The organism is Neobacillus oceani (assembly GCF_046237595.1).
In the GTDB taxonomy this organism is placed as follows: Bacteria; Bacillota; Bacilli; order Bacillales; family Cytobacillaceae; genus Bacillus_D; species Bacillus_D oceani.
Window position 1 is genome coordinate 1,293,498 of sequence record NZ_CP143543.1, and the last position, 25,734, is coordinate 1,319,231.

The 25,734-nt window shown below is 34.9% G+C and carries 30 protein-coding genes; 23 read left to right on the top strand and 7 right to left on the bottom strand.

The window, feature by feature from the left end; translation table 11 throughout:
- Positions 1–3: 3 nt before the first annotated feature.
- The 3 genes from V1499_RS06585 to V1499_RS06595 all read left to right on the top strand — a co-directional run bounded on the left by V1499_RS06585 (position 4) and on the right by V1499_RS06595 (position 4,195).
- On the top strand, positions 4–1,851 hold the full coding sequence (locus V1499_RS06585) for an LTA synthase family protein (RefSeq protein WP_409274785.1): 1,848 nt from the start codon (positions 4–6) through the stop codon (positions 1,849–1,851).
- A 690-nt stretch (positions 1,852–2,541) separates the two neighbouring features.
- Positions 2,542–3,495: an NAD(P)-dependent alcohol dehydrogenase gene (locus V1499_RS06590; protein ID WP_409274787.1), complete on the top strand. Its 954-nt coding sequence runs from the start codon at positions 2,542–2,544 to the stop codon at positions 3,493–3,495.
- Between the two features lie 214 nt (positions 3,496–3,709).
- Positions 3,710–4,195: a hypothetical protein gene (locus V1499_RS06595; RefSeq protein ID WP_409274788.1), complete on the top strand. Its 486-nt coding sequence runs from the start codon at positions 3,710–3,712 to the stop codon at positions 4,193–4,195.
- Between the two features lie 266 nt (positions 4,196–4,461).
- On the opposite strand, the gene V1499_RS06600 is transcribed toward V1499_RS06595, so the two are convergent.
- From V1499_RS06600 to V1499_RS06610, 3 genes are all read right to left on the bottom strand, one after another.
- The gene (locus tag V1499_RS06600) at positions 4,462–4,662 is read right to left on the bottom strand and encodes a hypothetical protein (protein ID WP_409274790.1); all 201 of its coding nucleotides are present in this window, start codon (positions 4,660–4,662) and stop codon (positions 4,462–4,464) included.
- 181 nt (positions 4,663–4,843) lie between these two features.
- On the bottom strand, positions 4,844–5,488 hold the full coding sequence (locus tag V1499_RS06605; protein WP_409274792.1) for a DUF2238 domain-containing protein: 645 nt from the start codon (positions 5,486–5,488) through the stop codon (positions 4,844–4,846).
- Between the two features lie 34 nt (positions 5,489–5,522).
- Entirely contained in the window at positions 5,523–5,696 is a 174-nt protein-coding gene (locus tag V1499_RS06610; RefSeq protein WP_409274794.1) for a hypothetical protein, read from the bottom strand.
- A 194-nt stretch (positions 5,697–5,890) separates the two neighbouring features.
- Between V1499_RS06610 and V1499_RS06615 the strand changes: the two genes are divergently transcribed.
- The 9 genes from V1499_RS06615 to V1499_RS06655 all read left to right on the top strand — a co-directional run bounded on the left by V1499_RS06615 (position 5,891) and on the right by V1499_RS06655 (position 12,039).
- Positions 5,891–6,022 carry a hypothetical protein gene (locus V1499_RS06615; RefSeq protein ID WP_409274796.1) on the top strand — a complete coding sequence of 44 codons (132 nt, stop codon included), beginning with the start codon at positions 5,891–5,893 and terminating at the stop codon, positions 6,020–6,022.
- Between the two features lie 590 nt (positions 6,023–6,612).
- Entirely contained in the window at positions 6,613–6,858 is a 246-nt protein-coding gene (locus tag V1499_RS06620; RefSeq protein ID WP_409274797.1) for a hypothetical protein, read from the top strand.
- A gap of 102 nt (positions 6,859–6,960) precedes the next feature.
- A complete protein-coding gene (locus V1499_RS06625) occupies positions 6,961–7,140 on the top strand; it encodes a hypothetical protein (RefSeq protein ID WP_409274799.1) in 180 nt (59 codons plus the stop codon).
- A 136-nt stretch (positions 7,141–7,276) separates the two neighbouring features.
- The gene (locus V1499_RS06630) at positions 7,277–7,471 is read left to right on the top strand and encodes a hypothetical protein (RefSeq protein ID WP_409274800.1); all 195 of its coding nucleotides are present in this window, start codon (positions 7,277–7,279) and stop codon (positions 7,469–7,471) included.
- 15 nt (positions 7,472–7,486) lie between these two features.
- The gene (locus tag V1499_RS06635) at positions 7,487–7,759 is read left to right on the top strand and encodes a hypothetical protein (protein ID WP_409276243.1); all 273 of its coding nucleotides are present in this window, start codon (positions 7,487–7,489) and stop codon (positions 7,757–7,759) included.
- Between the two features lie 238 nt (positions 7,760–7,997).
- Entirely contained in the window at positions 7,998–8,372 is a 375-nt protein-coding gene (locus V1499_RS06640) for a hypothetical protein (RefSeq protein ID WP_409274802.1), read from the top strand.
- Between the two features lie 233 nt (positions 8,373–8,605).
- A complete protein-coding gene (locus V1499_RS06645; RefSeq protein WP_409274804.1) occupies positions 8,606–9,901 on the top strand; it encodes an IS110 family transposase in 1,296 nt (431 codons plus the stop codon).
- Positions 9,902–10,538: 637 nt separating this feature from the next.
- A complete protein-coding gene (locus tag V1499_RS06650) occupies positions 10,539–11,423 on the top strand; it encodes a protein kinase domain-containing protein (RefSeq protein ID WP_409274806.1) in 885 nt (294 codons plus the stop codon).
- A 214-nt stretch (positions 11,424–11,637) separates the two neighbouring features.
- Complete coding sequence (locus V1499_RS06655) at positions 11,638–12,039, top strand: HIT family protein (RefSeq protein WP_409274808.1); 402 nt, start codon at positions 11,638–11,640, stop codon at positions 12,037–12,039.
- A 180-nt stretch (positions 12,040–12,219) separates the two neighbouring features.
- On the opposite strand, the gene V1499_RS06660 is transcribed toward V1499_RS06655, so the two are convergent.
- Positions 12,220–12,420, bottom strand: a complete 201-nt coding sequence (locus V1499_RS06660) for a hypothetical protein (protein WP_409274810.1) — start codon at positions 12,418–12,420, stop codon at positions 12,220–12,222.
- A gap of 846 nt (positions 12,421–13,266) precedes the next feature.
- Between V1499_RS06660 and V1499_RS06665 the strand changes: the two genes are divergently transcribed.
- The 11 genes from V1499_RS06665 to V1499_RS06715 all read left to right on the top strand — a co-directional run bounded on the left by V1499_RS06665 (position 13,267) and on the right by V1499_RS06715 (position 22,506).
- A complete protein-coding gene (locus V1499_RS06665; protein ID WP_409274812.1) occupies positions 13,267–13,497 on the top strand; it encodes a hypothetical protein in 231 nt (76 codons plus the stop codon).
- Positions 13,498–13,526: 29 nt separating this feature from the next.
- Positions 13,527–13,886 carry a hypothetical protein gene (locus tag V1499_RS06670; protein WP_409274813.1) on the top strand — a complete coding sequence of 120 codons (360 nt, stop codon included), beginning with the start codon at positions 13,527–13,529 and terminating at the stop codon, positions 13,884–13,886.
- 1,069 nt (positions 13,887–14,955) lie between these two features.
- Entirely contained in the window at positions 14,956–15,897 is a 942-nt protein-coding gene (locus tag V1499_RS06675) for an ABC transporter ATP-binding protein (protein WP_409274815.1), read from the top strand.
- 4 nt (positions 15,898–15,901) lie between these two features.
- Entirely contained in the window at positions 15,902–16,666 is a 765-nt protein-coding gene (locus V1499_RS06680; protein WP_409274817.1) for an ABC transporter permease, read from the top strand.
- A complete protein-coding gene (locus V1499_RS06685; protein WP_409274819.1) occupies positions 16,666–17,451 on the top strand; it encodes an ABC transporter permease in 786 nt (261 codons plus the stop codon). Before V1499_RS06680 ends, V1499_RS06685 begins: the two co-directional genes overlap by 1 nt.
- A 289-nt stretch (positions 17,452–17,740) precedes the next feature.
- Entirely contained in the window at positions 17,741–18,376 is a 636-nt protein-coding gene (locus V1499_RS06690; protein WP_409274820.1) for a lysostaphin resistance A-like protein, read from the top strand.
- Positions 18,377–18,543: 167 nt separating this feature from the next.
- Entirely contained in the window at positions 18,544–18,849 is a 306-nt protein-coding gene (locus V1499_RS06695; RefSeq protein WP_409276244.1) for a DUF3139 domain-containing protein, read from the top strand.
- A 320-nt stretch (positions 18,850–19,169) separates the two neighbouring features.
- Positions 19,170–19,820, top strand: coding sequence for a transcriptional regulator (locus V1499_RS06700; protein WP_409274822.1), 651 nt, complete (start codon positions 19,170–19,172; stop codon positions 19,818–19,820).
- Between the two features lie 11 nt (positions 19,821–19,831).
- Positions 19,832–20,206, top strand: a complete 375-nt coding sequence (locus V1499_RS06705) for a RidA family protein (protein ID WP_409274824.1) — start codon at positions 19,832–19,834, stop codon at positions 20,204–20,206.
- A 73-nt stretch (positions 20,207–20,279) separates the two neighbouring features.
- Positions 20,280–21,383 (top strand): threonine synthase, encoded by a 1,104-nt coding sequence (locus V1499_RS06710; RefSeq protein WP_409276245.1) that lies wholly within the window; start codon positions 20,280–20,282, stop codon positions 21,381–21,383.
- A 16-nt stretch (positions 21,384–21,399) separates the two neighbouring features.
- A complete protein-coding gene (locus V1499_RS06715) occupies positions 21,400–22,506 on the top strand; it encodes a D-TA family PLP-dependent enzyme (protein ID WP_409274826.1) in 1,107 nt (368 codons plus the stop codon).
- Positions 22,507–22,699: 193 nt separating this feature from the next.
- Here V1499_RS06715 and V1499_RS06720 read toward each other — a convergent pair whose 3' ends face one another.
- The 3 genes from V1499_RS06720 to V1499_RS06730 all read right to left on the bottom strand — a co-directional run bounded on the left by V1499_RS06720 (position 22,700) and on the right by V1499_RS06730 (position 25,445).
- Positions 22,700–23,773 carry a phosphotransferase enzyme family protein gene (locus V1499_RS06720; RefSeq protein WP_409276246.1) on the bottom strand — a complete coding sequence of 358 codons (1,074 nt, stop codon included), beginning with the start codon at positions 23,771–23,773 and terminating at the stop codon, positions 22,700–22,702.
- A gap of 41 nt (positions 23,774–23,814) precedes the next feature.
- Positions 23,815–24,354, bottom strand: coding sequence for a GNAT family N-acetyltransferase (locus V1499_RS06725; protein ID WP_409274828.1), 540 nt, complete (start codon positions 24,352–24,354; stop codon positions 23,815–23,817).
- A gap of 98 nt (positions 24,355–24,452) precedes the next feature.
- On the bottom strand, positions 24,453–25,445 hold the full coding sequence (locus V1499_RS06730; RefSeq protein ID WP_409274830.1) for an alpha/beta fold hydrolase: 993 nt from the start codon (positions 25,443–25,445) through the stop codon (positions 24,453–24,455).
- Between the last annotated feature and the right edge of the window lie 289 nt (positions 25,446–25,734).

Genomic DNA, 25,734 nt, shown 5'->3' on the forward strand with positions numbered 1-25,734 from the left:
TCAATGATACAGGTAAAGAACAATACATCAGGCATGAAACTTACGTTGGCTGTAACTAGTATTCTTTGGCTGAAAACGGTGATTGTTTGTTTTGTCGGCTTTAATCTTAGCATTCAATCTGTTTTTGATAGTGTATTAGTGCTGACAAATTCAATCGGATCTTTATTGTTAATAATGGGTTTAAGTTTTTATTTTGGTAATAAGGTAAATCGATTTTTATTGTTCGTTTTATACCTGCTTGGGACGGGTATTCTTTATGCAGATCTCCTTTATTATCGTTTTTACATAGATTTTGTTACTTTACCTATTTTATTTCAGTTCGATAATGTCGGCGGTTTGAGTGCCAGTACAATCGAATTGATGAGTCCGTGGGATGCATTATTGTTTATCGATATATTCATAGCAGGATGGCTGATGTTAAAAACAAAGTCCATCCTTACAGTCCAGAAGCAAAGTAAGAGTAAATATATCACAGTTGCTGCAGGGTTTGTAGTTTTGACGATTTTTTTTGGTTTGATAAAATCAGTGCATCTTTTCTCCGCATCGTACGACAGGGAGCAGATGGTTAAATCATTGGGCCCACTGAATTACCATGTATATGATATTGCCTTAGGCCTCAAAGCACCTCTTGAACGATTACTTGTTACAGAGGCGGATGCGGTTGCCTTACAGGAACATTTGCAACAAAAGGATACTAAACGAACAGACTTATTCGGAATAGCGAAAGGCAAAAATATCGTCTTAATAACTCTGGAATCTACTCAAGACTTTGTGATTAATCAAAAGGTAAATGGAGAAGAAGTGACACCCTTCCTAAATGAGTTGATTAAAGATAGTTTTTATTTTAATCAACTATATGATCAAACCGCACAGGGAAAAACATCCGATGCCGAATTCATGATTGATACAAGTCTTTATCCATTAGCAAGCGGTTCAGTTTTTGTAAGAAGGCCAGAAAATACTTATTATAGCCTTCCAAAAATCTTAAAAGAGAATCATTACTATTCTGCAACTTTTCATGGGAATGTAAGCACGTTTTGGAATCGGGATGTCATGTACAAAGCGCTTGGATATGAACAGTTTTATTCAAAGGAAGATTATATCGTAACGGAAGAAAACTCGGTCAACTATGGATTGAAAGATAGTCCATTCTTTATACAGTCAGTAGAGTATTTAAAGGATCTACCCCAGCCGTACTATGCCAAATTCCTTACCTTAACGAATCATTTTCCGTTTTTATTGGACGAGAAGGATATGTTTATTGCCCCGGCGGAGACAAGTGAAGGTGTGGTAAACCGCTATGTTACAACCGTTCGTTATTTGGACAAATCAATTGAAACGTTTTTTGAAAAGTTAAAAGAAGAAGGTAAGTACGAAAATACTATGTTTGTGCTAGTCGGTGACCATTACGGTATCTCTGAAAAGTATGAGGAAGGTCTGAGAGAGCTGCTAAATGAAGAAGATAGCATTGTCAACCAGGTAAAACATCAGCAAATACCGTTGATCATTCATGTTCCTGGCCACGATGGGGAAACGATTACCACACAAGGTGGAGAAATAGACATACGCCCAACTCTTCTCCATCTGCTCGGCATTGAGATTGATGATCGTTATTCATTTGGCCATAACCTTTTCACAAGGACTGGCGACCATCCCGTGGTTTTTCGCGATGGGAGTTTTATTTCAGAAAACTACATGTATAAAGATAATCGCTGTTATAACAAGGTAGATGGACAGCCAGTTGCCATGCACCAATGCGAACCTTACTTGGATATAGTAAGGCAAGAGCTGTCACTGTCTGACAATATCATTTTTCAGGATGTATTAAGGTTTATGGTTGAAGAAAAATGATATTTCAAATGATGTTCTGTAGCTTGTGCTAGCGAAAATTTTTAATTTATTCAAGACCTTGAATATCGTTACGGGTGAATAATTCCAATCAGGATTACCACCCTTTTTTTGTTTAAACTCTAAATGAACGAACGGGCCAGGCGGAATAAGAAATTAAGATACAAACAGTAAAGTGGTGCGAAAAATGGTGTAAAATAGATTTGACATGATGTCTATAATGCATTACATTATGTATATACTAATTTACTTTAAGGGGGAGATTATGACTTATCAAGAGAAAAAAGCATCGTGTCTTTGGTTAGTGTAATAGCTTTTTATGGATCTCTTTGTTTGTATATGGATCCGCAGTTTTCCAGAAATGGACTGGAATCACTTGAAACCTTTCGTTTTTGGGCTTTTGTCTTTAGCTTAATTTTTGTTTCAATAATGGCCCACGAACCTTTATTGTGTTCAGATAAAAATGTGTAACCGTAAAGCCACAACGTAGTATGTAAACAAGATGAAAATCATTTTGTAAAGTATGACTATGACTTTTCGATTGTAAAGTTTTTAACGAATCTGCACCTACCTCCCATTTCTAGATGAAGTTATCAACAAGATATCAAGTAAACACCTTATAAGTCGGGTTCAATTTTATTGTTAAGGTTTAAAGATATCTAATAATTTGGTAAATATTAGGAGGTTGAACAGTTGAAAGCAGCAATTTTTAAATCCTATGGTTCCCCTGAAGTAATGGAGATTAGAGATGTTGATAAGCCGTTCATTAAAGATGAAGAAAGGGTATTAATTAAAGTGGTCTCCGCCTCAGTAAATCAATATGACAATCTATTTCGAAAAGGTTATTTTCCTACCAGAATAGAGAATGGCCTTACAAAGCCAAAAACGCAAATTTTGGGTATAGACGTTGCGGGTACAGTTGAAGCCGTAGGAAAAAATGTACAAAAATTTAAGATTGGCGATCATGTTTTTGGAAGTTGTATCGGCTCCCATGCTGAATATGTCTGCCCAAGACAAAATGGTATAACCATTATGCCAAACAACTCAACTTTTGAAGAAGCAGCTGCAATACCATGTGCTGCACAGACTGCCCTACAAGCATTGCGAGATGTAGGGAAGATAAAAGCGGGCGATAAGGTTTTAATCTATGGTGCATCAGGCGGAGTGGGGCATTTTGCTGTTCAGCTTGCCGTGTATTTAGGAGCTGAAGTAACCGCAGTCTGTAGTACCTCGAATATTGAGTGGGTTAAAAATCTAGGTGCTCATCATGTAATTGATTATACCCAAGAAGACTTCGCTCACAACGGAAAAAAATATGATGTAATACTGGATGCTGTCGGAAAGAGGACCTTTTTCAGTTGTTTGCGTTCTCTAACCAAAAATGGTATTTATATAACAGAACACCCACTCTACCCCAAGTATCATCCAATTCAATTGATGATAGGCTCTATCATAGGTAGTAAGAAGGCTAAAATTCATCTTGCAAAACCAAATGACAGTGATTTGGACCTATTACGAGTTCTTATGGAAAAAGAAAGATTAAGACCTGTAATTGAAAAGTGCTTTCCCTTAGATGAAATTGTAGAGGCTCATAGGCACGTTGAAAGTGGACGGACAAAGGGGAAGGTTGTTCTTAAACTCCAGTAAAATTATTCCCAATCTTGATTAGCTATTCTTAAACATCCTCATAAATAAAACAGATAAATAATATAGAACCAAATTAAGAACTGGTGCAAGAGGTGAAGATTCATTGTGCTTCAGCTCTTTTTGTTTTTGTAAAAAAGGAGCTGTATTCCCTAAAATATTTAAAGTGAGAACCACAATATGATTTTGAAGAATTACACTTAAAGTAACGGATACGATGATCCAGGAAGGATTAACGCTATTTTTGTGGAATTACCTTATTAAACGAACTGGGGAGGATAGTTCAATAAGGAATGTTTTTAATTATGTTGAAGAGGTGTATAAAGTTATTGAAGTTAAAAGTGCAAAGGAAGGCGTGAATACCTTGAAAAAAGTAATAACATTAGGTTTACTTTTTGTTTCTATTTTGCTTTCAGGATGTAATATGAACAAATTAAGCAGTGCTGAATTTACTAACCTTACCCCAGCCGTAATTAAATTTGACAACTTAACCTATCTAATGACCGATGAAGTTATAGCTATAAACGAGGTTGAAGAACAAATAGGCAAAATTAATCGAATCCAAGAAATTGTGTCGTATTCCGAAGACCAAAACCCATATAAAAGTCCAAGTAAAATATTTAAAGTAAAGGATATAAATATTGAAGAGGCAATAGCAATTAAAGTTAATGACAAACTATATAAAGCAAATAGTAAGCAATAGAAGGACAACTGCAAAAAGGTAAAAAACAAAAAGAAGAACTAATTGATTTAGTAAAGCAAATACAGAGAAGAGTGAGGTATTGGGAAATATAAGCAAACTTGTAGATGAGAATACTCAAAAAGTTATCGGAGGAGCTTACCGAGAATGAGCTAGCCCCCTTTTTGAACGGGGGAGATTAGTTTAATTAGAAAATGAATAAATGATTAGTTTACATCTTTTGAAATAAAAATAAAAAAACGCCAATTGGCGTTTTTTCGAAGAGAGTGCTATTCATTTGAACCCATATTCTGTACATTCTTCGCCGCTTTGTTGACGGCATTGGTTGTTGCATCCACAACATTCATTGCAGCGTTCTCTGTTGTCTCTAACGCACTATGGGCGGCTTGGAATGCGGCACCCGCAGTATTCTTTATCCCTTTAGACACCTGATTTTCTTGCTGATTGTTATTTTGTTGTTGGTTAGTCATTTTACCACCTCCTGACGTTTTAGGGTATGGAGATAGAATTATTAATATACATTTGTAAAAATGAATTTGCTCTCTTCCACTTTTGTAAAAAGCGTACATCAAAGTACGCTTTTTTATATTGATGAACTATAAGCGATACTGGACGTTCACGAAAACAACACTATTATTTTAGACGTAACTTTTAATTATTAATGTTTTGTTCCTTCTTAAGGAGCCTGTTATGAAGTTTTGACAGGAATAGAAGTGCGAGAACTGAGCCAATTAATGTTAACGTCATATCCCATTGTGCATCCCACATACTTCCTTGTGTACCTAAAAAATTTCGGGATTCTTTTCCACCCTTGGTTATTAAAAAAAATAACCATTCAATTATTTCATAAAGGGCACTGATCGCCAGAGAAATACTTATAATGATGGTAATTAACCAAGGACCTTTCATTAACGGTGTTGTCCTTAATAAAATTTCCCTTATCACTATTACAGACAAACCCTTTAACAAATGACCAAAGCGATCATAGTGATTTCGGTTGAAGTCAAAAGCGTCTTTTATCCAATTAAATAAAGGAACCCTTGAGTATGTGTAATGACCGCCGATGAACATCATGATTGCTAGAACTGCAATAATAATATAAGACAGGGTTGTAAGTCGAAACCGCTTGTATGTAACGACTACAATCAATAACCCGACAACGGCAGGACCTGCCTCTATAGCCAATAAGCCATACCCTCCAATTGGCTTAATCATCGACCATATAAAAACCGCGGTAACAAACAATAGTAGAAAAATATTAATTGTGTTGCTTTTTCCTTTTTTCACGTAATCCATCCTTAGAAGTTATTCCTTTACCATTTGGCAAAAATTAATTCCCCCATAACCTTTTCACATCAAGAGGAACAATTTCACGCCCATTTATTTGCTTATGGATCAAGGGATTTTTAAACGGATCAGAAATTCTATTTTCTTGGTAAAGGATTCGTGCACGTGCACGTACATCAATTCCTAGAATATTATCGATTTTTTTGTAGTAAGTCATTGAATCTTCACCTTACATCAAGTTATTTTTTATTATCGTTCTTTGATTGAAAATAATTCACTATTTTTTTTATACTATTTGATTTTGAAAATCCTTGTTATGCTAACGGTGCAGTATTATTTGGGAAGAATTTACAATTCCTAATAATTACTAATGGTATAATTGACTTATAAGTTAAATTTAGGTGGGATAAAATGAGTTTCTTGTCAGCGATAGCTAAGGCTCTATTGCAATTTGGTGCTATTTCTATAGTGGTAATATTAGTTGTTATTATTGGTATTTTCTATTTATTTAAAAATGTTAAAAACAAGAAAAAAGAAATATAAGTACCGAAGGAGACATTTCCTTTGTTGAGGTAAGGTGTTCTATGTTCCAAGAAGGACTAGAGCACCTTTTCGTTTAGTTCCTAATTGAGCTCTAAAGATACAAAGCATTCCTGCAATAAGTTTTGTGAACAAATGAACTTAAACTATAGGGTGCGATGATCCAGGAAGGATTACCGCCCTTTTTTGTTGAATTCCTTATTGAACAAACGGGGCAGTTTAGTGAAAGAAGGATTTTAAGACGTAGTGAAGAATACATATTGAAGAAAGGAATAAATTGGGAGTTGGTTACAATAAACCAAAAATTAATTGGATATAGTATTAGCTTTTTGGGTTTGGGGATCTTAACGAGTGCTGTTATCTATCCACTTGGTTACTTGGAATCAGAAAGGGTTTATTATGTAATGACTACTGTGGGTTGGGGGCTAATATTACTTGGCATTCTAATCAGACCTTCGCAAAAAAGTGAAATAAAGAGCCAAAACAAATAGATGTGCTGCCGTCGGCGGCTTTTTTGTTTATTCAACAATCGGTGCAGTTTTTGTTTAAGAGGTATTGGATTTAAATTTTATTATTTTGAAAGGAGTTAAAAAATGAGTAGGGTTATTAAGGTTTTGTTGCTTCCAATTTGTTTTATTGCATTGGTTTCTTGTTCATTGTTTGGTGAAAAAACAATGCCATTAAGCGACTCCCAAGTAGATGATTTTATAAAGAGTAATGGATTAAATGTGCTGGCCGTCGATGAACTTGCTAATAGAATGACCGTTGTAATGTATGAAAACGAAGCTACTATGGGATTTTACACAGCGTTTGTCAGGGACGGCAAAATCGAATCATGAAATGTAACCCATAGCAACAATACCTCATCCACCCCGATTTCTACTGGCGGAGTTACTACAGGAATTCCATTTGCCACAATCAAAATTAATGACCAGGAACTTTTGCAGAAGGCAACAAAAATTAGAGTTACCTGGGATGATGGCAATGAAAAGGTTGAGAACTTACAAAATCAGAATGCGTTTATCATTCCTTACGATAATAAGAGTCATAATATTCAGAAGGGAGTTCAGGTTATTGAACTTTTAGATGAAGAAGGGAATATTATTTTCCATCAAGAATGAAAATGAATAAACGAACATTCGCTATTATTATTCAACTGGATTAAGCAACTTTTTGTTGAACTCCTTATTGAGCTAAAGGGGCAGGATTGTGATTTGATGGAAATAACTTACGGGAAGAGGAGGAGGGACTGGCTAAATGAGGCGATTTATTCCATGTATTCTTTTAGTTTTGTTTGTCTTGGTAGGTTGCTCAAATTCCACAGAAACAGTAAAAGAAGAGGGAAATTGGGAAGAAAGTGCAAAATTAGTTAGGGAAATTGTTGTTTCTGATGATGGTCAAAATGGTGACTTTGTTTTTCGTATTGGAGATAACGGAATGTTTGGATTTTGAGAGTATGGTCCTTTCATTGCTGGTGAAGCACAAAAGTATATGTGGCATTTTTGGGGTGATAAAGAAACTTTTACAAAGCCTTTAAAAGTAATCGGGGTCAGTAAAGAAACAGGTGAAGAAATAACCGTTTTACAATTACCAGGTAGTAATAGCCTTGCCCCTAATAATGGAGCAGACCATCATCAGCCCTCAACAATGAAGTTACCAAGTGCAGGGCTATGGAAGTTAGAAGTCTATTTTGGTGATGAAATGTTTGGGAATGTTGTTGTGAATGTAAAAGAGAAATAAAAATATAGACATAGTCAATTTCCTTGTAGAGCTATCGGGTACGTAGATCAAGGAAGGATTACCGTCCTTTTTTATTAAATTCCTTAATGAACTAAAGGGGAGTTCAACAAGAATATCTTATTTTCAGTTACCTGTCAGATGGTAAGAGATATAGGAATAGTATATTACTGGATTAATAAAATTGAAACAGGAAGAAAAATGAGGTGATATTATTTTAGAAAAACTCAGGAAAATTAATATGAAAACTGCTGTATTTATGGGAATTATTTTTTACTCTTTGACTATCTTAATCCACTTTCTTATTATAAGCAAAAGTATTCCATTCACATGGGTTAATGGTGGAAGGTCTGAATCATTCGCTGAACAGCTACCAATATCTGTTATAAATATCGTTATTTCTATTATTGGAGTAGTTTTTACGTTGATTGTTGGTAGAATTAAACTATATAAATACAAAAGAGGAATAACCGTTATATGTTGGTTTTTTGTTGTACTTTGGTCTTTTGGATTTATACAACAATTGTTTGGAACACCTTTTGAAAAAATGGTTTGTTCGTTAGTATTGCTTCTTGGAGTTATCTCGAACTTGCGTATGGCGATTGAAAAAAAATAGATGTAACTATTTAATTAATAAGTTTGTGAACAATTACACTTAAACTAAAGGGTGCGTAGATCCAGGAAGGATTACCGTCCTTTTTTGTTGAATTCCTTAATGAACTAAAGGGGCAGCATTCCTGTATTGAATGAAAATGGAGTTTGAACAAAAAAATAACCTCTTGGTAGAATGAGAATGTCCTGAAGCTGGCCAGCGAAAAGGACGAAACCCATATACCAGGAGGCTTTAAAATGAATTATAACCAAAATAAGAAGATTGCTCAAATCACTTCTCAAACACTGATTATAGGTGTAGACATTGCGAAATTCAAGCATGTGGCACGTGCCCAAGATTTTAGAGGGATGGAGTTTGGATCTCCTTGTCAATTTGAGAATACGAAAGAGGGATTTGAGCACTTTCTAGGGTGGATTTCTGAAATTAAAAAGGAACAAAACATGGTTAAAGTGATGGTTGGAATGGAACCAACAGGGCATTATTGGTTCAACCTGGCTCATGTTTTAAAAGAGAATGGGATCAAATTTGTGGCTGTAAATCCTTTACATGTCAAGAAAAGCAAGGAGCTTGATGACAACTCTCCAACAAAGAACGATGTAAAGGATGCCAGAGTAATTGCTCAATTGGTCAAGGACGGAAGATACGCCGAACCCACAATACCACAAGGAGTTTACGCAGAACTTCGCGTGGCTAAAAAAATTCGCGATCTTCTGACTGTAGACCAACAAATTGTCCAGGGACAAATCCATAACTGGATTGACCGGTGCTTTCCAGAGTTTTTGACAGTATTCAAGGATTGGGAAGGCAAAGCAGCCTTGCAATTTTTGAAACTGGGAGCATTACCACATGAATTAATCCAATTTACGGATGAAGAATTACTTTTCCATCTAAGAAAGGCTGTAAAACGAAGTGTTGGACTAAATAAAATCCGACAGCTGAAGGAAGCAGCCGGCAAGTCCATCGGACTACGCCAAGGTTCTGAAATGGCTAAATTGGAACTGAAAACGCTCATCGATAAATATGAATTAATCCAGCTTAAATTCGAAGAATTAGATGCCAATATAGATGGTTTACTTGAACAAATACCGGGTGTAGAACAAATGTTGGCCATAAAAGGGGTTGGCAGGGATACCGTTGCCGGTTTCTTCGCGGAGGTTGGTGACCTTACTGAATATACTCACCCCCGACAAATTATTAAGCTGGCAGGTTTAAGTCTGAAAGAGAATACATCCGGCAAGCACAAAGGAAAAACAACGATTACAAAGAGGGGACGCAAGAAGCTGAGGGCTCTGTTGTTCCGGGTTTGTATGATACTTGTCGCTAAAAATTCAGCATTTAAGGCATTACATGCTTACTATACCAAACGTCCTGATAATCCATTAAAGAAGATGCAGTCCCTTATAGCATTATGTAATAAACTCATTCGAATATTTTTTGCGATTGGCAAAAAACAGTTTGAATTCAGTGAAGAAAAGATGTTAAAGGACATTCCTCACCTGTCAGTATCTAAGAAGGTAGAAATCGCCGCGTAACTCTGGTTTTAATAGACTTTTTAGTAGTGTATAGTGCAAGGTTGTTGGGAACATTTGAAGTACGGATTAGTCGGCAAAGCAACTAAATTACGGGCAGGACCCTGTGGGGCAGCATGGTTGACATCCACCTCATGGCAAGGTTGGACGAAGGAATTTAAGAGCGAAGACTCTGTGAGGCATGGGAGGGTTGACCTCCATGAGAATTGTGGATCTCCACCAGTGCGATCATATTCTTACTCATTGTACCAATTTATGTAATAGATTGGTTGGTGGGTTATGGCTCTTTTTTCTTCCTTCGACCATTATTATCCTTTAAAGTGATAATAACCCAAAAATTGATCGTCCACTAAACTACAAACTACTTAGAAAGTCTAAGAAAAACGGAGAAAACGGGAGATATTCCTTCCTTTATTGAGGGAGGTTAGCTTAACAAGAAAAAATATGAAAAGTTGAATTTAGTTAATAATACAAACTAAATATAACTAAAAAATGGTATAATTTTCTTTAACTGATTGGAAGGAGGCGTTGTTTAATGAAAATGACAATGATACTTAATGGGGTTGCATTAATTTAAAAGGGTGACCGTATCATTACCCCTATAAACTACGTGATCCCAATAAGTAGGAGGATCATAATCGTGGCAAACGTAGAGCAAGAGAATTTAATTACAATAACAATTGACAAAGTAAGTTTCCAGTTGCAAGAAAATCATAATTTTTTTTGGTTAAAAGATTTAGGCGATGTTTTTTGCGTTTTCGATGAACAAGATTCAGGAAACATTAGTTTCGGATTAGTAAAAAACAACAAAAAGTTGTTTGTAAAATATGCAGGAGCAAAGCCCAAGGACTTTTCTGGTAATCCAAAAGATGCAATTGACCGTTTAGTAAAGGCCATACCAATCTATAAAATATTAGAGCATCCAAGTTTAATAAAATTGATAGATTATTTCTCCATTGAGAATGGTTATGTAGCAGTATTTGAATGGTTCGAAGGCGAATGCTTACATTCTCATTGGTCTTTTGGTGGAAAGGCGAAATATACTAACCCCGAGTCACCATTCTATCGGTTTAAAAATCTTGATTTTAAAAAACGTTTAGATGCCCTTGATACAATTTTTGCTTTCCATACTTATGTAGAATCACAAGGATTTGTTGCCGTAGATTTTTATGATGGAAGTATTTTATACGATTTTAAAAATCATAAAACCAAAATATGCGATATTGATTTTTACCGTAAATCACCTTCTAATAATGATTTAGGTGAACATTTTTGGGGTTCTACAAGGAGTAAATCTCCAGAGGAGTTCAATCTAGGTAGTCCTATTGATTCAAAAACGAATGTATTCACAATGGGTGCCATTGCATTTGGTTTATTAGGTGGAGAAATGGATCACTCATTTTCAAAGTGGGAAGCCGACAAGAAATTGTATGAAGTAGCAATTAAAGCTGTCGAAACAGAGCGAGATAATCGTTACTCAACCGTTAAAGAATTTTATGAAGCGTGGAACATCGCTTTAAAATAATTTTAAGAATGGGTGATACTTAGTAAAGGTAATCACCCTTTTCTATTTCACGTTATTATTCATTGTGAAGAATTACACTTAAAGTAACGGGTGCGATATCCAGAAGGATTACCGCCTTTATTTGCTGAATTGTTTATTGAGCTAAGGTGGCAGTATTGTTAAAGAAGAAAGATTTTGAGTCTACTATAAAAGTTTGGGGGAGGAATAAAATTTCATGACATATGCAGAAAACTGTCCATTTTGTAACCCAATGAATGATAACGAACAAAATATTATTTTTGAAAATGATACCTGCTATTTTTTACAACACAATAAAGAACAAGATGTGTTAGAGGGGTGTGGAGTAATAGTTCCAAAAAAACATCACGCAAATGCCTTTGAATTAACTAAAAAAGAATGGAACGATACATATGAACTTTTACAAAATGTAAAAGAGTATTTAGATAAAGAGTTTTCTCCTGATGGTTATACTCTTGGATGGAATGTTGGCGAAGTTTCTAATCAGTCTATTTTTCACAGTCATTTACACGTTATTCCAAGATATAACGACGAACCGTTAGCGGGCAAAGGAGTTCGTTATTGGTTAAAGCAATCTGAAAATGAGAGGAAAAACTAAAGTTAAAAAATAGTCTTATTATGCTACGGTGCAGGTTGAACAAGGATAACAACTCTAAATGCATTTTGACTGATTTTGTTCATAAAAAGGGCTATAAATTTGGCTACTAATAGATCGTATCAGAAAGAAACTATAAAAGGTCACTCGACTGGAAGTGACCTAAATATAAAATCTAAAGGACTATTTGAATTTTTGAGGTTTCTTAACTTTCATTGAAGCTACTTCTCCGCAATTCGTACAAATAGTCAAAATTAGTGGTGAACTTGAAAAATGAAGCATATCGAGCTTAATGGGTTTTACATTTGCCATAGATCCGCCTAATTCACCTTGTGAAAAGGAGTCATTACCACAAGCCTTACAAACTAATTTGTTGTTTTCCATATTATCACCTTTTTACGTAATTTTATGTAATTCTATCATAAACAAGCCGGAACGTCTTCACACACTATAGCTAACTAATGAACGATACGGTTCTATTGTGTAATGTAGGATTACTTGCTAAAGGAGCGGGTGCGTTCATCCCAGAAGGATTAAGGTATCTTTTTGTTAAAATCCCTATTGAACGGGGCAGGTTTCTTTAAGAAAAAGTGCCTTTTTATTTAAGTGGAACAGAAGAGTTATAAAAAATTTATTATTAATTAGAGCAGGTGGTTTTTTTGGTTAGTCTATTAGAAAACATTTTCCAAGTAACGGCAATAATTTTACTCCTATGTTCAGTCTATTATTATAGACATTTCAAGAAAATTAAAAGAGAAAGGAAGTTAACCTTATTCGAACTTTCAATTTATGTCATAACTCAAGTTGCAATTTATCTTTGTGCAGGTAGTTACCTGCTTCTATTTTTGGATAGGAATTTTGGATAGAAATTATTAAACAAACGGGTGGTTGATCCAGGAAGGATTAACCGCCTTTTTTGTTGAATTCCTTATTAACGGGCAGGTTTGTCGAAGAACAATACAAATATGATTGGCATAGAAAATAAGAACGGAGGGGTTCGTTATCGCAACTTTAAGAAACTTATTCATATTAATTGGAGCATTGTCGGTAACTAACTTAATTACTCTTTCATACTTCTTGTTTAAAGAACCAAAGCAATACTCTTACGTATATTTGAGCGGAAAGAGTTCAAATTGGCAGATAGATGATTATGTGGTTTCTTTTTTGCCTGACAACCATTTTAGCTTTAAAAGAGGAACACTTACTTTTATTGGTACAGGAGATAATCCATTGGGGGTTACAACAGTGGAATTTGAGATATTTGATCATAACAATGTTAATTTCGCCAGGGGGGTAAATTATAGCGAGGAAGTTAGTAACAATATGAAAATGGGTGAGGGTAAAGGTTTTGAAAATAACCCTCCTTCAATTAGTAAGATAGAGAAATGGTATGTGATTGTTAGATGGGCAGGAAAGGAAGAAAAAATTGAGTTGAATCTAGGTCCTCCTTCATTAGAATGAAGGGAAACTTTATTTAAGGGAGGATAGAAATGGCAGCAGTGATAGAAGAAATGTTGAATGTATTATTACTCTTTGGGTTAATTGTATTAGTATTATTTAGCTTATTAAGCCCAAAAAATAAAATGACTTCCACTAAAAAGAACCTATATCTTTTAAGTCTTATTTCAACTATTATCTTTGCTCTCATTCCTGAAATTGGTTATCAAGTCCGTAGCAATGGGGTTATCTATTTTGGTTTCCCTGCTGAGGCTTTTGAATATCGTGGTGTTGGAGTGTCTACCTTTAGACCTTTGGGATTAATCTTTAATTTTTTTCTGTTGAATTGGTTTTTTAAACTATTACTGAAACTATGGAAAGCTTTAACGTTAGCAGTAAAGAAGAAATTTTAGCGATAGATATATGTAAAGTATCTTATTGAAATAACGGGTGCGATGTTCCAGGAAGGATATCCGCCTTTTTTTTGTTGAATTTCTTGTTGAGTTAAAGGGGCAGGTTAAACAAGCAGGCTTTTATAAGACTTTCTAGAATATTTACTAATTGAAGCGAAGAATAAATGGGGAATGGGGAGATTTAATGTGAGGACTAATACAGTATTTGGTTTTATATGTAATAAAAAAGATGAGAAATTAATAATTAGTCGTTTGAATGAATTTTTATCACAATATGATCGTACTTTCACAAAATCAAAGAGAAAGGTTTGCTGGAAGCTCACCTCCCGTTTAAATACAAACACATTTACTTTAACCTAAATAAAGACACATGTACTTTTATGGAATTAACGCCTAATGAAGATAGTGAGGGAAAATATCAGTACCTGAATAATAGAGATGCGGGTTTGATATTTAGAGTAATAATACATAAAGATTTTGTAGGTTATGAAAAATCAAAAACTGAAACGTATATATCCCAAATATTAAGTGTTATTGGTTTCGAATATATAAAATTAATAGAGACTAATGAAATCGGGGAATAATCATATTCAAGTAACGGGTGCTTTAGTGGAATAAGCAATTCCTTATATAACCAAAGAAAACTCTCAAATTTTCAATTGCGAGTTTTTTTGATCCCTTATGATATAGCAACAATATTTACGATAACAGCCTAAATATAACATGTAGGTTCCAATAAATGTATTTGAATTTTTAATGTAAATCCCTTTTATCCGATCTGGTTATTGGCATTTTTTGAACCTCTAATTGGCCCCTGAAGAGTATACAATTAGCGAATGGTCTGGCTTACTTTTCTAACAGGCCAGTTAATTCATAAATAGTTAAATAAGCCGTTCAAAATTCTTCAATTGGTTCAAAGGTACTGTTATTAAAAGTGAATGTTTTACCCACTGCTGTTTGGGGTTGAATTTGTTATTATTTAAATTTTTGGAAAAATTTATTTTTAATTAACGGTAATATATGGTAATATTCTTTTGGTGTTATTAAATTAAGGGGAGAGGCTGCTTTGGTGAATATCATTGAAGTTAAGGGACTTACGCGTCTTTATAAGGAAAAGGATGGTTACAAATGTGTACTGGACAATGTTTCTTTTGAGGTAAAGGAGGGTGAAGTATTTGGCCTATTGGGGCCAAATGGAGCAGGAAAAACAACGACTATAAAAATACTTACAACTCTTTTGCTCCCATCTTCGGGTAAAGCTAAAGTATTAGGCTACGATGTGGTGTCAGAGAGCCATAAAATCCGGGATAAAATTAATTTTGTTTATGGAGGAGAACGGGGTGTATATGGCCGGTTAACAGCAAAGGAATATATGCATTACTTCTGCACCCTCTATAAAATAAAGAATAAAACTCAAACAGAATTAATCAAAGACTTGTTAAATTTGGTTAACCTTCAGGATGCTGAAAATCAAAAAATCCATACATATTCCAAAGGGATGATTCAGCGGCTCCATATCGCTCGGTGCTTAATTAACGATCCAAAATTGCTATTTCTGGACGAACCGACGATTGGGCTTGATCCTATTGGAGCCAAACTCTTGCGGGATATCGTTAAAGAATTATCAAAAAAAGGAATCACTATTATTTTGACCACTCATTATATGCAGGATGCAGATGAACTTTGTAATCGAATCGCGTTTATTAAGAATGGCAAGGTCAGCCTAATCGGTGAACCTAAATATATAAAGGATAGCTGCAACCACCTTAACCTATTTGAAGCAACGATGAATATTCATTATATTGACAAATTAAAACAGGACAAGTATTTTAATAAACTTGAAATCGAAACGATTAAAGAACCATTTCACACAGTGAATTTTGAAGTTAATGAAACCCAAATAGGAACAATTACCCAACATCTTAGTAATTATGGCGATGTTTTAAAAATCAGAAAGCGGGACATTTCCCTAGAGGATGCTTATATCCATCATATGAAGGATGTTGGGTGAATGTATGAATACAATCCATCTTTTGGTTCGTGAAGTAAAATACTTCACTAACTTCGGAAATAAAATGTATCAGTTCCTTCTCTTCTTTCAGCCGTTAATGTTTTTATCCATTGTGTATTTTCTTAGTGAATTAAGAGGTGGCGTAAATACTGATAAATTTGTTGTAGCGTCAGCACTTATTAGTATGTGGAGCTATGTCCTCTATTCTTCAGGATCTGCTCTTATATCCCAACGATGGAATGACACATTAAAAATGCTTATAGCTGCACCTGTGTCCCTTTTTACAGTCATATTGACAAAAGCGTTAAGTAATTCATTGATTGCTTTGATTTCAATGATTTTAAGTTTTGTTTATGCTCGTTTTATCTTCCAGCTTCCTATCAATATCCCAAGCTATTCATTATTTTTTCTCTCGGTTATGGTGCTGATTTTTTCATTAGGTGTTGTAGGACTTATTTTGGCCGTTGTTTTCGTGGCGTTCCAGAATGTATTTGATTTTCAAAACTTAATCCTTACTCCTATGATTCTTCTTTGTGGGGTATTTATTCCAGTAGAGGAATTTCCGTTAGTGATAAAAATTTTAGCCTTCCTTATACCAATGACCTGGGGAATCAAATCAGTCCAGGAAACACTGGAGTCAGCATCCGATATGTATTTGACAATGGGAATATCCGTTATTGTCAGTACTATTTTTTTAATAGCAGCTTATTACATTATTAAAAAAATAGAAGTTGTGCTGCGTGAAACTGGCAGACTGGGGGCACTGTAGTGTTTTTATTAAATAAATATGGATTCACTAATCTTTCGTACAAAGCAGTTTATTCATTCCAGACGTTAAAATTATTTGTCCTTTTTCGCATTATCGACCCTATCATGCAATATGTGTTTTTCGCCACATTGGCAAGCTCACTTGTTGGATCCGATTATCTCCAATATGTTGTTATTGGGCAAATAGCCTTTTATGTATGTAAAACAATGATGATAAATTTTTTAAACATGTTTAGAATGGAACGGAGATATGGAACACTTGAATTGAATATAGCATCTCCAACCCCAACACTCTTCATCATTATTCGAAAGGGGATAGTTCCTTTACTAGATGGGTTATTTGTTTTTATTGTAGGGTTGTTAATAGGCAGATTTTTATTTGGTCTCCAAGTGCCTCTTGCTAATCTGGGTCTGTTATTCCTTTCGATTGCCGTTACCTTGTTTTCGATTATTTGTTTTTCCTTGCTTTTTGCATCCATAGGACTGTTGTTTTCAAATGTAAATCTATTTTTAAATATTTCAATAGCGTTCTTCCAAGTGTTTTGTGGAGTGAACTTTTCGGTTGCGTTGCTACCCGACCCTCTGGAAATTCTTTCTCGGCTCATGCCGCTCACTCATAGTATTGAAGCCCTTCGCTCTATATATAATTTAGAGAATCTTGAGGTTATGTCTCTACTGGGTAAGGAATTTATAATCGGTATATGTTATTTAATCATTTCTATTGCATTGGTTTCTATAATGGAGATGTTGGCAAGAAGGACAGGGGCCTTATTTAAGGATGTCTAACTTTAAATATGAAGCAAGAACCCTCTTACTTAATCCAAATGGTTGCATGAATTTGGTGGATTATATTATGGAATTGCTTTTGTTCTAGGTGGTTTATTTAACACAGTGGTAGTAATTTTAATGAAGAAGAAAATCAACTATAAATAATAGGTTCATTAATCTAACGGGTGCTATAATCCAGAAGGATTACGGCACCTTTTTGTTGAATTCCTTATTAATCTCAAGGTGCAGGTTAGTTTAGTAAGAATACTCCTTTTTTACGGAATATATATAGTCGGGTGGAGTATAAATGAAAAAAAATCATGTATATACCTTGATAATTTATTTTGGAGTAGGCCTTTTTGGTGATCTACTCACTTTTCTTTTAAATTATCCGAGAAGTTTAGTCATTATACTTAACTTTACGCTTTCCCCCTTCTTATTATTAGTAACGTTATATTTATTGAAAGACGATTTAAAAGAAATAGTATTTGACAAGAGAAAATCAACGGTAAAACAATCCATACTTGCAATTATCAAATGGTTTTTTATAGCGATAGCTGGTTTTATAGTTATCGCTACAATAACGCCATTGTTTTACACATCTGAAGTATCAAATTCAACGAAAATAACACAAGCTATCCCTTTAGTGGTTATTCCATTTGTTTTTATAGGACCACTTTTAGAGGAGTTAATATTCAGAAGAATTATATTTACCTCTTTTCTAAAGAAGTTCACTTTTTTATTAAGCATTCTCCTTACCTCTGTAATCTTCGCTGGATGGCATATGACCTTACAAGGTTTTCCTTTAATATTCTGGTTATCAATCGTTTTTTCTTACAGTTATTATCAAACTAACAGATTATCGGTTCCCATTACCCTTCATATCCTATGGAATCTATTTTCATCATGCGTAGCTTTAATTGGTGCTTATTTTTTTGAATAAGGGATGGCTAATAGGCATTGATGTTTAAAGATTACGCCCTTATTTGTTGAAGTCCTTATTGAACAAACGGGGGAGTTTAGTTCAAAAAAGGGTTTTAACAACCATTTATAGAATTATTTACTTCGAGACCACAAAAGGGGGAATTATATATTAATAAAAAAATTGTAATACCTATTACTATTATTTTATGGCTAATAATAATCTTTCCTTTCTGTATTTTAGGATATATAAAATATCAACTTTATTCTTTAAAAAATGATACTTATACTTATCTAATAAAAAATTATAATAAGGACAAAATTCAAAAAGTCGAAACTCAATTAACAAAAGGCGGTTATGCGGCTTATGTAACCTTTAAAGATGAGCCTGAACATACTTATGAATATTTCCGTGTAGACGGAAAAATTAGAGGGGGTTCTGCCTTTCCCTATGAAGAAGATACTCAAGAATACCATTACTTGGAACCTGAATAAAGATAAAAGAAAAATGGCTTCGCTTTATGAGATAAATGTTACATCCTTATCCAATAACATAAATTTCACAAAATTTGTGAAAAAATACACTTAAAAAGGGTGCTAAAGTGAAATAAGATCATACAAAAAAGGCTTAAAGTTCAAAATGAACTCTAAGCCTTTTTGACTGTGAAATTGTAGAGTATAGCTGTGATTTGTGGTGTGAATTTATGTTATTGCTGTGTGTTTAGTTTAAAAAATATATAAAAAAATATACATATTTCCTTTTTGTATAAAAAATTATATAATTAAATCGACTTTAAAAAATGGGGTAGGTAGATATGGATGAAAGCAAGAAGTTATTAGAGAGTTTTATCCCTGTAGCAAAAGCTGCTGCAAAAATGTTTGGGCCGAACTGCGAAGTCGTTATACATGATTTGACCAACCCTCGTAGCTCGGTAATGTTTACAATTAATAACCATGTGACAGGAAGGGAAATCGGGCAATCATTCGATCACCTTGTGACGACTGTATTGCGGTCGGAAGACTTTAAAGAAGATTATCTTGCAGGCTATACATTTGTAACAGAAGACAGGCGCACGATTCGTTCTTCGACTTCATTAATACGTGATTCCAAGCAAAAAGTGATTGGTGCTTTCTGCATAAATTTTGACGTTGAGGCACTGAATCAGATGCAGCAATTTATAAATACCTTTCTTTCAACACAAGCTGAAGTTCAAGAGACTGAAACAAAATCAGATGATGAGATTGAAAATGTTGAAGGAATCGTGGATCAATTGATTCAGCAAATTATTGAAAACAGTGTGCATCCAGGCATGAAACGCCATGAAAAGATTGAATTAATAAGATTTATGGATGAGAAAGGCATTTTTTTAATGAAAGGATCGGTTGAGAAGGTCGCGTCTTTATTGGGGATTTCTAAAGTAACCGTTTACAGTTATTTGGATGAAATCAAAAATAAATCTAGGTAAGGAGAAGCCAAATGAAAAGCATCTTTGAGGTTGGAAATTTAAAATCGAATGGACATTATGCATTGGCAACTGTTCATCAAAACACTGTCTATGTATCAGGACAATTTTCTATTGATCCAGAAACCCGTGAAAAGAAATTTGGCACCATCGAAGAAGAAACATTGCAAGCACTTAAAAATGTCGAAATGATTGTAGAAGCCGCTGGAAGCAGCAAAGACCAGATCTTGCGTATGACGTTATATATTCCAGATGTGAAGTTATGGGATCAGGTAGATGCTGTTTACAAGGAATTTTTCGGCGAGCATAAATCAGCTCGTACGGTTGTCCCAACAAATGAATTGCATTTTGGATTCAAAATTGAAATTGACGCCATCGCGTATATTTAGTTCTATTTTTTTGCTCGCTTCATATAAAAAAGTCTATTTTTTATAAAAAAGTATCTGAAGGGGTTGGCAAATGATGGATCAATTTATCTGTAACAGCTGTGGCAAGAAGCATGAGATTACTCCAACGATATGGAAATGTGAATGTGGCGGAGTATTAAATATCGTAAAAGATACCCCAAAAATTGATGTAGCTGCTTGGAGTAACTATCCAAACTCATTATGGCGTTATTTTAACACCATGCCCTTCGCAAAAGATTCAAGGACATGGGAATCCGTGACAATGGGTGAAGGCCAATCACCTTTAATCGTTCTAGATCCTTTGGAGCCAAATACATATGTAAAAGTTGATTATATGATGCCCACTTTATCCTTTAAAGACCGAGGAGCCGCTGTTTTGATGGCGAAGGGGAAAGAAATGGGAGTTTCAAAAGTAATCGCTGATAGCAGCGGGAATGCAGGAACGGCGATCGCGGCGTATGCGGCACGATGCAACATTGCCTGCGATATTTATCTAAGCGATGAAACTTCACCGAAAAAGATCGCTCAAATTAAGGCCCATGGAGCAACGATAAAGGCAATTAATGGTACACGGGAGGACGTTGCAGCTGCGGCACAAAAAGCAGTAGACGAAGAAAAAGTTTTTTACGCAAGCCATGTGTACAATCCTTATTTTTATGAAGGAACCAAAACATACGCTTATGAAATTTATGAGCAATTAAAAGGAGCCCCAGATGCATTAATCATCCCGGTCGGCAACGGCACACTTGTACTTGGCGCGTACTATGGTTTTAAAGAGTTATATGATAATAAATTGATAGACAAAATGCCAAAGATAGTTGCAATCCAGGCAGCAAACTGCGCGCCTCTTGTACGTGCATTTGAAAATGGGCTCGAAACTGCAGAACCTGTAACCAATAAAGGGACTCTAGCAGAAGGTATCGCGATTGCAGCCCCGGCACGCTCGAGCCAAATTTTGGCGGCTGTACGTGAAACAAATGGGTTATTTATCGACATTAAAGAGGATGAAATTGAGAGTGCGCGGGAAATGCTTGCTGACAAAGGTTTCTATGTTGAAATCACAACAGCCGCAAACTATGCTGGTTATTTAAAATATAAGAAGGCGCCAGTTGAAAAAATTATCATCCCTCTTTGTGGGGCCGGAATTAAATCAAATTAAAAAAGGAGAAGAATAAATGAACTATTTCGAGATTGATACACCTGCGCTTTTAATTGATAGAGAAATTATGATGGATAATCTTCGTTCAATGCAAAATTATGCGAATGAATATAACGTACACTTACGTCCGCATACAAAAACACACAAAATGCCAACGCTTGCTAAATTGCAAGAGGAGTTAGGCGCTGTAGGGATCACCGTTGCAAAAGTAGGGGAAGCCGAGGTCATGGCGAAAAATGGTTTGAAAAACATTTTTATTGCTAATGAGATTGTTGGCAAATCGAAAGTCGAACGTATTCGGAAATTAGCAGAGACGATTGATATCTCGTTTGGTATCGATAATCCCTATCAAGTTAATCAAATTGAAGAGGTTTTTGAAGGTGCAGAAAAAAAAGCCCAAGTCCTTGTAGAAATTGAAGTAGGGGAACAACGCTCGGGGATTATTGAAGAAAGTGATTTCCGTGCATTATTGGAGGCAGTTAAGGCTTGTAAAAATGTGGAGTTTAGAGGGGTCTTTTCTCATGATGGGCATTCTTATAAGGCGGAAAACATAGATGAATGCAAAGAGCTTTATCTTGAAAGTGTAAACCGAACCTTGCACTTTGCAAAAATAGCAGAAGAAATGGGGCTAAAGCCAAAAGTCGTCAGCATCGGTTCCACTCCTCCTTTCATGCTAAATTTCGAGATTCCTAACGGGGTTACGGAAATTAGGCCGGGTACGTATATTTTTATGGATTCCTCACAGTCAAACGTGATCGGCACATATGACCGCTGTGCAGCAACGGTTCTTACGACAGTGATCAGCAAACCTACTAAAGAAAGAGTGATTACAGATGTAGGGGCAAAAGGAATTACAGCCCAAACGCGAAGTATAGGACATACAGCAACAAAAGGTCTCGGGCGAATAAAGGAATTTGACGATGTCTATGTTCACGGTGTTTTCGACGAACATGCTATCATTTACAATGAAAGCTTTTCTAAACAAGTGTATATAGGCGATAAAGTACAGATTATACCGAACCATATTTGTCCGGTTTGTAATTTATATGAAAAAGCTTATTTGATTTCAGAAGGCGAAGTTGTTCAAGAAATCGCAATCGACTGCCGGGCAAAACTACAGTAAATGATGATTTAGGAACCTAATTTTTGCGAATAAACCAATTTACTTTGAATGATAAATTGTATATCAATTAATATCACTCCTTAATAAACAGGGGTGATTTTTTTATAAGCTGCGGATGTCGCTATTGTATTCTCGCACCAGTTTAAGTACATATTTTCACAATATTATTAAAGCAAAGGCTGCTATAAAAAAACTAAACATTTCTTTTCCCAAATTCAAAGGGTTCTTTACTCGAATAAATAGTATGGAAAAATCCCAAATACGGGATATCGTCTTCCATACATTTTATGAGATATGACAATTCCTCATCACACTCCGGAGCTTCACCATTGTTCCGCATTACCTCAAATGCATCTACAATACTTTCCATGAGAGTAACCTGGATAAATAAGGGCAACGTATCCAACATGGAATTATCGATTTTGGTCTCGGATTTGTATCCCTCGAGGACTGTTTCAAAATAATCATCCATGAACTTTTTCCGTTTACCGGGGTCTGGTTCATATTGTATCCAGCCAACTCCGTTTGTCCAGAGACTTGCTAGGTCAAACATATACCAGCAGTAACATGAATTATCGAAATCATATACGGTTATTTGCCCGTTATCAAAATCTATCGAATAATTCCCATCGTTGTAATCAAAATGGACCATACCGAAGGACTCACGGTTTCTGTCCAATCCTTTTAAGGTTTTAAGGAGGTCCAACAGCTTCTTCTTCAGAAGAGGTAACGAACCGGGTATCAGTTTCTCGATATATTCAGCATTGTATTTGTCAAAAAAACTATACCGGCTATGGACAGGACTATATCCTTTCGATAATTGGTGCAGTTTCCCCAGGACTTTCCCACAATTATAATAATATTCGCTAATTGGAACACCTTCCCGATACCTATAATTATTTTCCACAAGCATTTTTCCCTTAGCCTTTTGAAACAAGCAGATAAAAAAGGTATGCCCATTATAATTAATCTCTTCCAGCAAATTCCCCTTCAGGGAGCTGACTACATCCGAGACATTTCCGCCATGTTCGAATAAATACCTGATATACTCAACTTCACCCAGAAAATTTTCCCGGATTCTGTCATTTAAGAAGGCGATTCTTAGTATTTTTGATTCGGTGCCCTCTTTCTCACAGGTATAAACAACATGGCGCCCTCCAATATGTGCCTTAACGGGCTTGAATTCATAACCTTCCAACCCGTACAACTCAGATACTAATGGAAGTAAATATGTATCACCGATTTTAACAACCTCGTTATAAATAATAACTCTCCTCCTAGTTTAAGAGTAATTCTTCACATGCACAATTATCTATCTGATAATCTTTTGTTTCGTAAAACAGTTATAAAACCATTCAAAATATTGTGGCTTACAGCAAAACCTTTACGTTCATAAAATTCTAATGCATCATTACCATTTGAAACAAAAATAAAATAATCCTCTATATCATCAAATTGGTTCAACCATTTCATTGAAATATCAAAGAGCACTGAACCAATCCCATATCGTCTATATTCTTCTTTTATATAAAACTGTGATAAACACCCTACATTGTTTCTATTCACTGAAGAAAGGTCAAAAAAAGTTGCGAAATCATTTGAGTAGGCTTCCTTAGGAGAGATATTTGAATAAACATAACCAACTATTTTGTCACCATCTTTTACAACCACGATTTGATTGTCTATTGCACTTTTTATAGAAGGAAGCATCCTTGTCTCAAAATTCATGTCATCAAACAATTCAGGTGTAATTTTTGCCTTTGATTTTTGAAAAACCATAAGTTCATCACACAACTCTTTACAAACGTAAGCTTTTTCAATTGGTATAATTTCATATTTTATATTCATCTTTTAGTTCACCCCTTTTGATATCATACTAATAATTATAATCCTTCCTTATCTAACAATTCTGCTTTGTTAGTTTAATAACTTTAACAAAAAAGTGTTTAATCACTTACATGTGTTTCTATGAACTTATTAACATATTCGCTTATCTCTTTATATCGGGTCCAATGGAGATAATGATTTCCTTCTAACGTAACAAGTTCATTTGAAGACCTGTTACTTAACTGTGTTTGATAAAAAGTTATTTTTGATTGGCCATCTTCATTTATGTTTTCTTCTTTCGGAGTAAAGATCATGACAGGTATATCAGACGGGAACGTCATATCGATGGTTTTATCGATATTATGATGTATATTATTTGTTTCATTAGCTACATTTTTGTTAAAGGAATTCCAAACAGAAATGGCTTTGGTCATCTTTAAATTTTCTTCGGAATACGTTTCTTCCTCGGCTATGGGAAAGAATAGATCTGGAATCAAAAATGATGCCAATCTTACAATTCCAGTTGGTGCTACATAAAATTTAGGCATTTCATGGGAAGCAGAGACCTTTGGCATAGTATGGGAAGAGTGGTGATTAAACCCTGGTAATGTAGGATCAATCCCTATTACTGCTCTAACTTCATCTGGATATTTATTAGCATAGTACATACTATAAATCCCAGAAATGGAGTGTGGCATTAATATATATGGTCCCTCTATATTTGATTCTTTTAGAGCAGTTCTGATTTCCTCTACTATGTTTTCTACTGTTCGTTCCTTATTAGTTAAATCACTCCAACCATATCCAAAAAGCTCTACAACAACAATTTTATTGTTCTTTAACATCTCGTTAATCAAAGGTTCAAAATCTAGCACAGGTGCACCCGTTCCCAATCCACTTAATAAAACAATTGTATTTTCACCATCACCCTTTGTATAGACATGCATATTGTTTCCATCCACTTCAACTAATTGCCCTATTGCTGGGTATTTTTTTTGTTCATATGCAGTCATAGCGTTATTCAAAACGATCAGAATAAGGAGTGCTGCCACTATAGTTAATGAAATATTTCTCATAATAATCCAAAAATTAAATTTTTTTTTGGTTTTCACTTTTTTCACTACTTCCTATAAAAATAAAAATTTGGATTTTTAATAATTGTATATTTTTCCATTTGCAAAAAATATTTGATGGCATACAATCTCCCTAAATAAGATTTATCTCTAATTACCCCTTACATAAACAAACAATTTCTTTTGTAATCCTTATGGGAATTCGTATTGAACTATTCTCCTTTTGTTTAATGAGTAATTATGTAGAAGGATAACAGCACTTGATAACCCGTAATTTATTGCCTTAAAAGTTTCACTCATTAGTAACTTGCTCCAATTGCCTTATAAT

Bases quoted from the DNA above. Each gene is read 5' to 3' on its own strand.
- V1499_RS06630 (WP_409274800.1), top strand. From the start codon at position 7,277: ATGAGGCGATTTATTCCATGTATTCTTTTAGTTTTGTTTGTCTTGGTA.
- V1499_RS06610 (WP_409274794.1), bottom strand. From the start codon at position 5,696: ATGACTTACTACAAAAAAATCGATAATATTCTAGGAATTGATGTACGT.
- V1499_RS06615 (WP_409274796.1), top strand. From the start codon at position 5,891: ATGAGTTTCTTGTCAGCGATAGCTAAGGCTCTATTGCAATTTGGTGCT.
- V1499_RS06655 (WP_409274808.1), top strand. From the start codon at position 11,638: ATGACATATGCAGAAAACTGTCCATTTTGTAACCCAATGAATGATAAC.
- V1499_RS06690 (WP_409274820.1), top strand. From the start codon at position 17,741: ATGAAAAAAAATCATGTATATACCTTGATAATTTATTTTGGAGTAGGC.
- V1499_RS06645 (WP_409274804.1), top strand. From the start codon at position 8,606: ATGAATTATAACCAAAATAAGAAGATTGCTCAAATCACTTCTCAAACA.
- V1499_RS06725 (WP_409274828.1), bottom strand. From the start codon at position 24,354: ATGAATATAAAATATGAAATTATACCAATTGAAAAAGCTTACGTTTGT.
- V1499_RS06595 (WP_409274788.1), top strand. From the start codon at position 3,710: ATGATCCAGGAAGGATTAACGCTATTTTTGTGGAATTACCTTATTAAA.
- V1499_RS06620 (WP_409274797.1), top strand. From the start codon at position 6,613: ATGAGTAGGGTTATTAAGGTTTTGTTGCTTCCAATTTGTTTTATTGCA.
- V1499_RS06585 (WP_409274785.1), top strand. From the start codon at position 4: ATGATACAGGTAAAGAACAATACATCAGGCATGAAACTTACGTTGGCT.
- V1499_RS06605 (WP_409274792.1), bottom strand. From the start codon at position 5,488: ATGGATTACGTGAAAAAAGGAAAAAGCAACACAATTAATATTTTTCTA.
- V1499_RS06715 (WP_409274826.1), top strand. From the start codon at position 21,400: ATGAACTATTTCGAGATTGATACACCTGCGCTTTTAATTGATAGAGAA.
- V1499_RS06680 (WP_409274817.1), top strand. From the start codon at position 15,902: ATGAATACAATCCATCTTTTGGTTCGTGAAGTAAAATACTTCACTAAC.
- V1499_RS06700 (WP_409274822.1), top strand. From the start codon at position 19,170: ATGGATGAAAGCAAGAAGTTATTAGAGAGTTTTATCCCTGTAGCAAAA.
- V1499_RS06705 (WP_409274824.1), top strand. From the start codon at position 19,832: ATGAAAAGCATCTTTGAGGTTGGAAATTTAAAATCGAATGGACATTAT.
- V1499_RS06660 (WP_409274810.1), bottom strand. From the start codon at position 12,420: ATGGAAAACAACAAATTAGTTTGTAAGGCTTGTGGTAATGACTCCTTT.
- V1499_RS06640 (WP_409274802.1), top strand. From the start codon at position 7,998: ATGAAAACTGCTGTATTTATGGGAATTATTTTTTACTCTTTGACTATC.
- V1499_RS06600 (WP_409274790.1), bottom strand. From the start codon at position 4,662: ATGACTAACCAACAACAAAATAACAATCAGCAAGAAAATCAGGTGTCT.
- V1499_RS06670 (WP_409274813.1), top strand. From the start codon at position 13,527: ATGGCAGCAGTGATAGAAGAAATGTTGAATGTATTATTACTCTTTGGG.
- V1499_RS06710 (WP_409276245.1), top strand. From the start codon at position 20,280: ATGGATCAATTTATCTGTAACAGCTGTGGCAAGAAGCATGAGATTACT.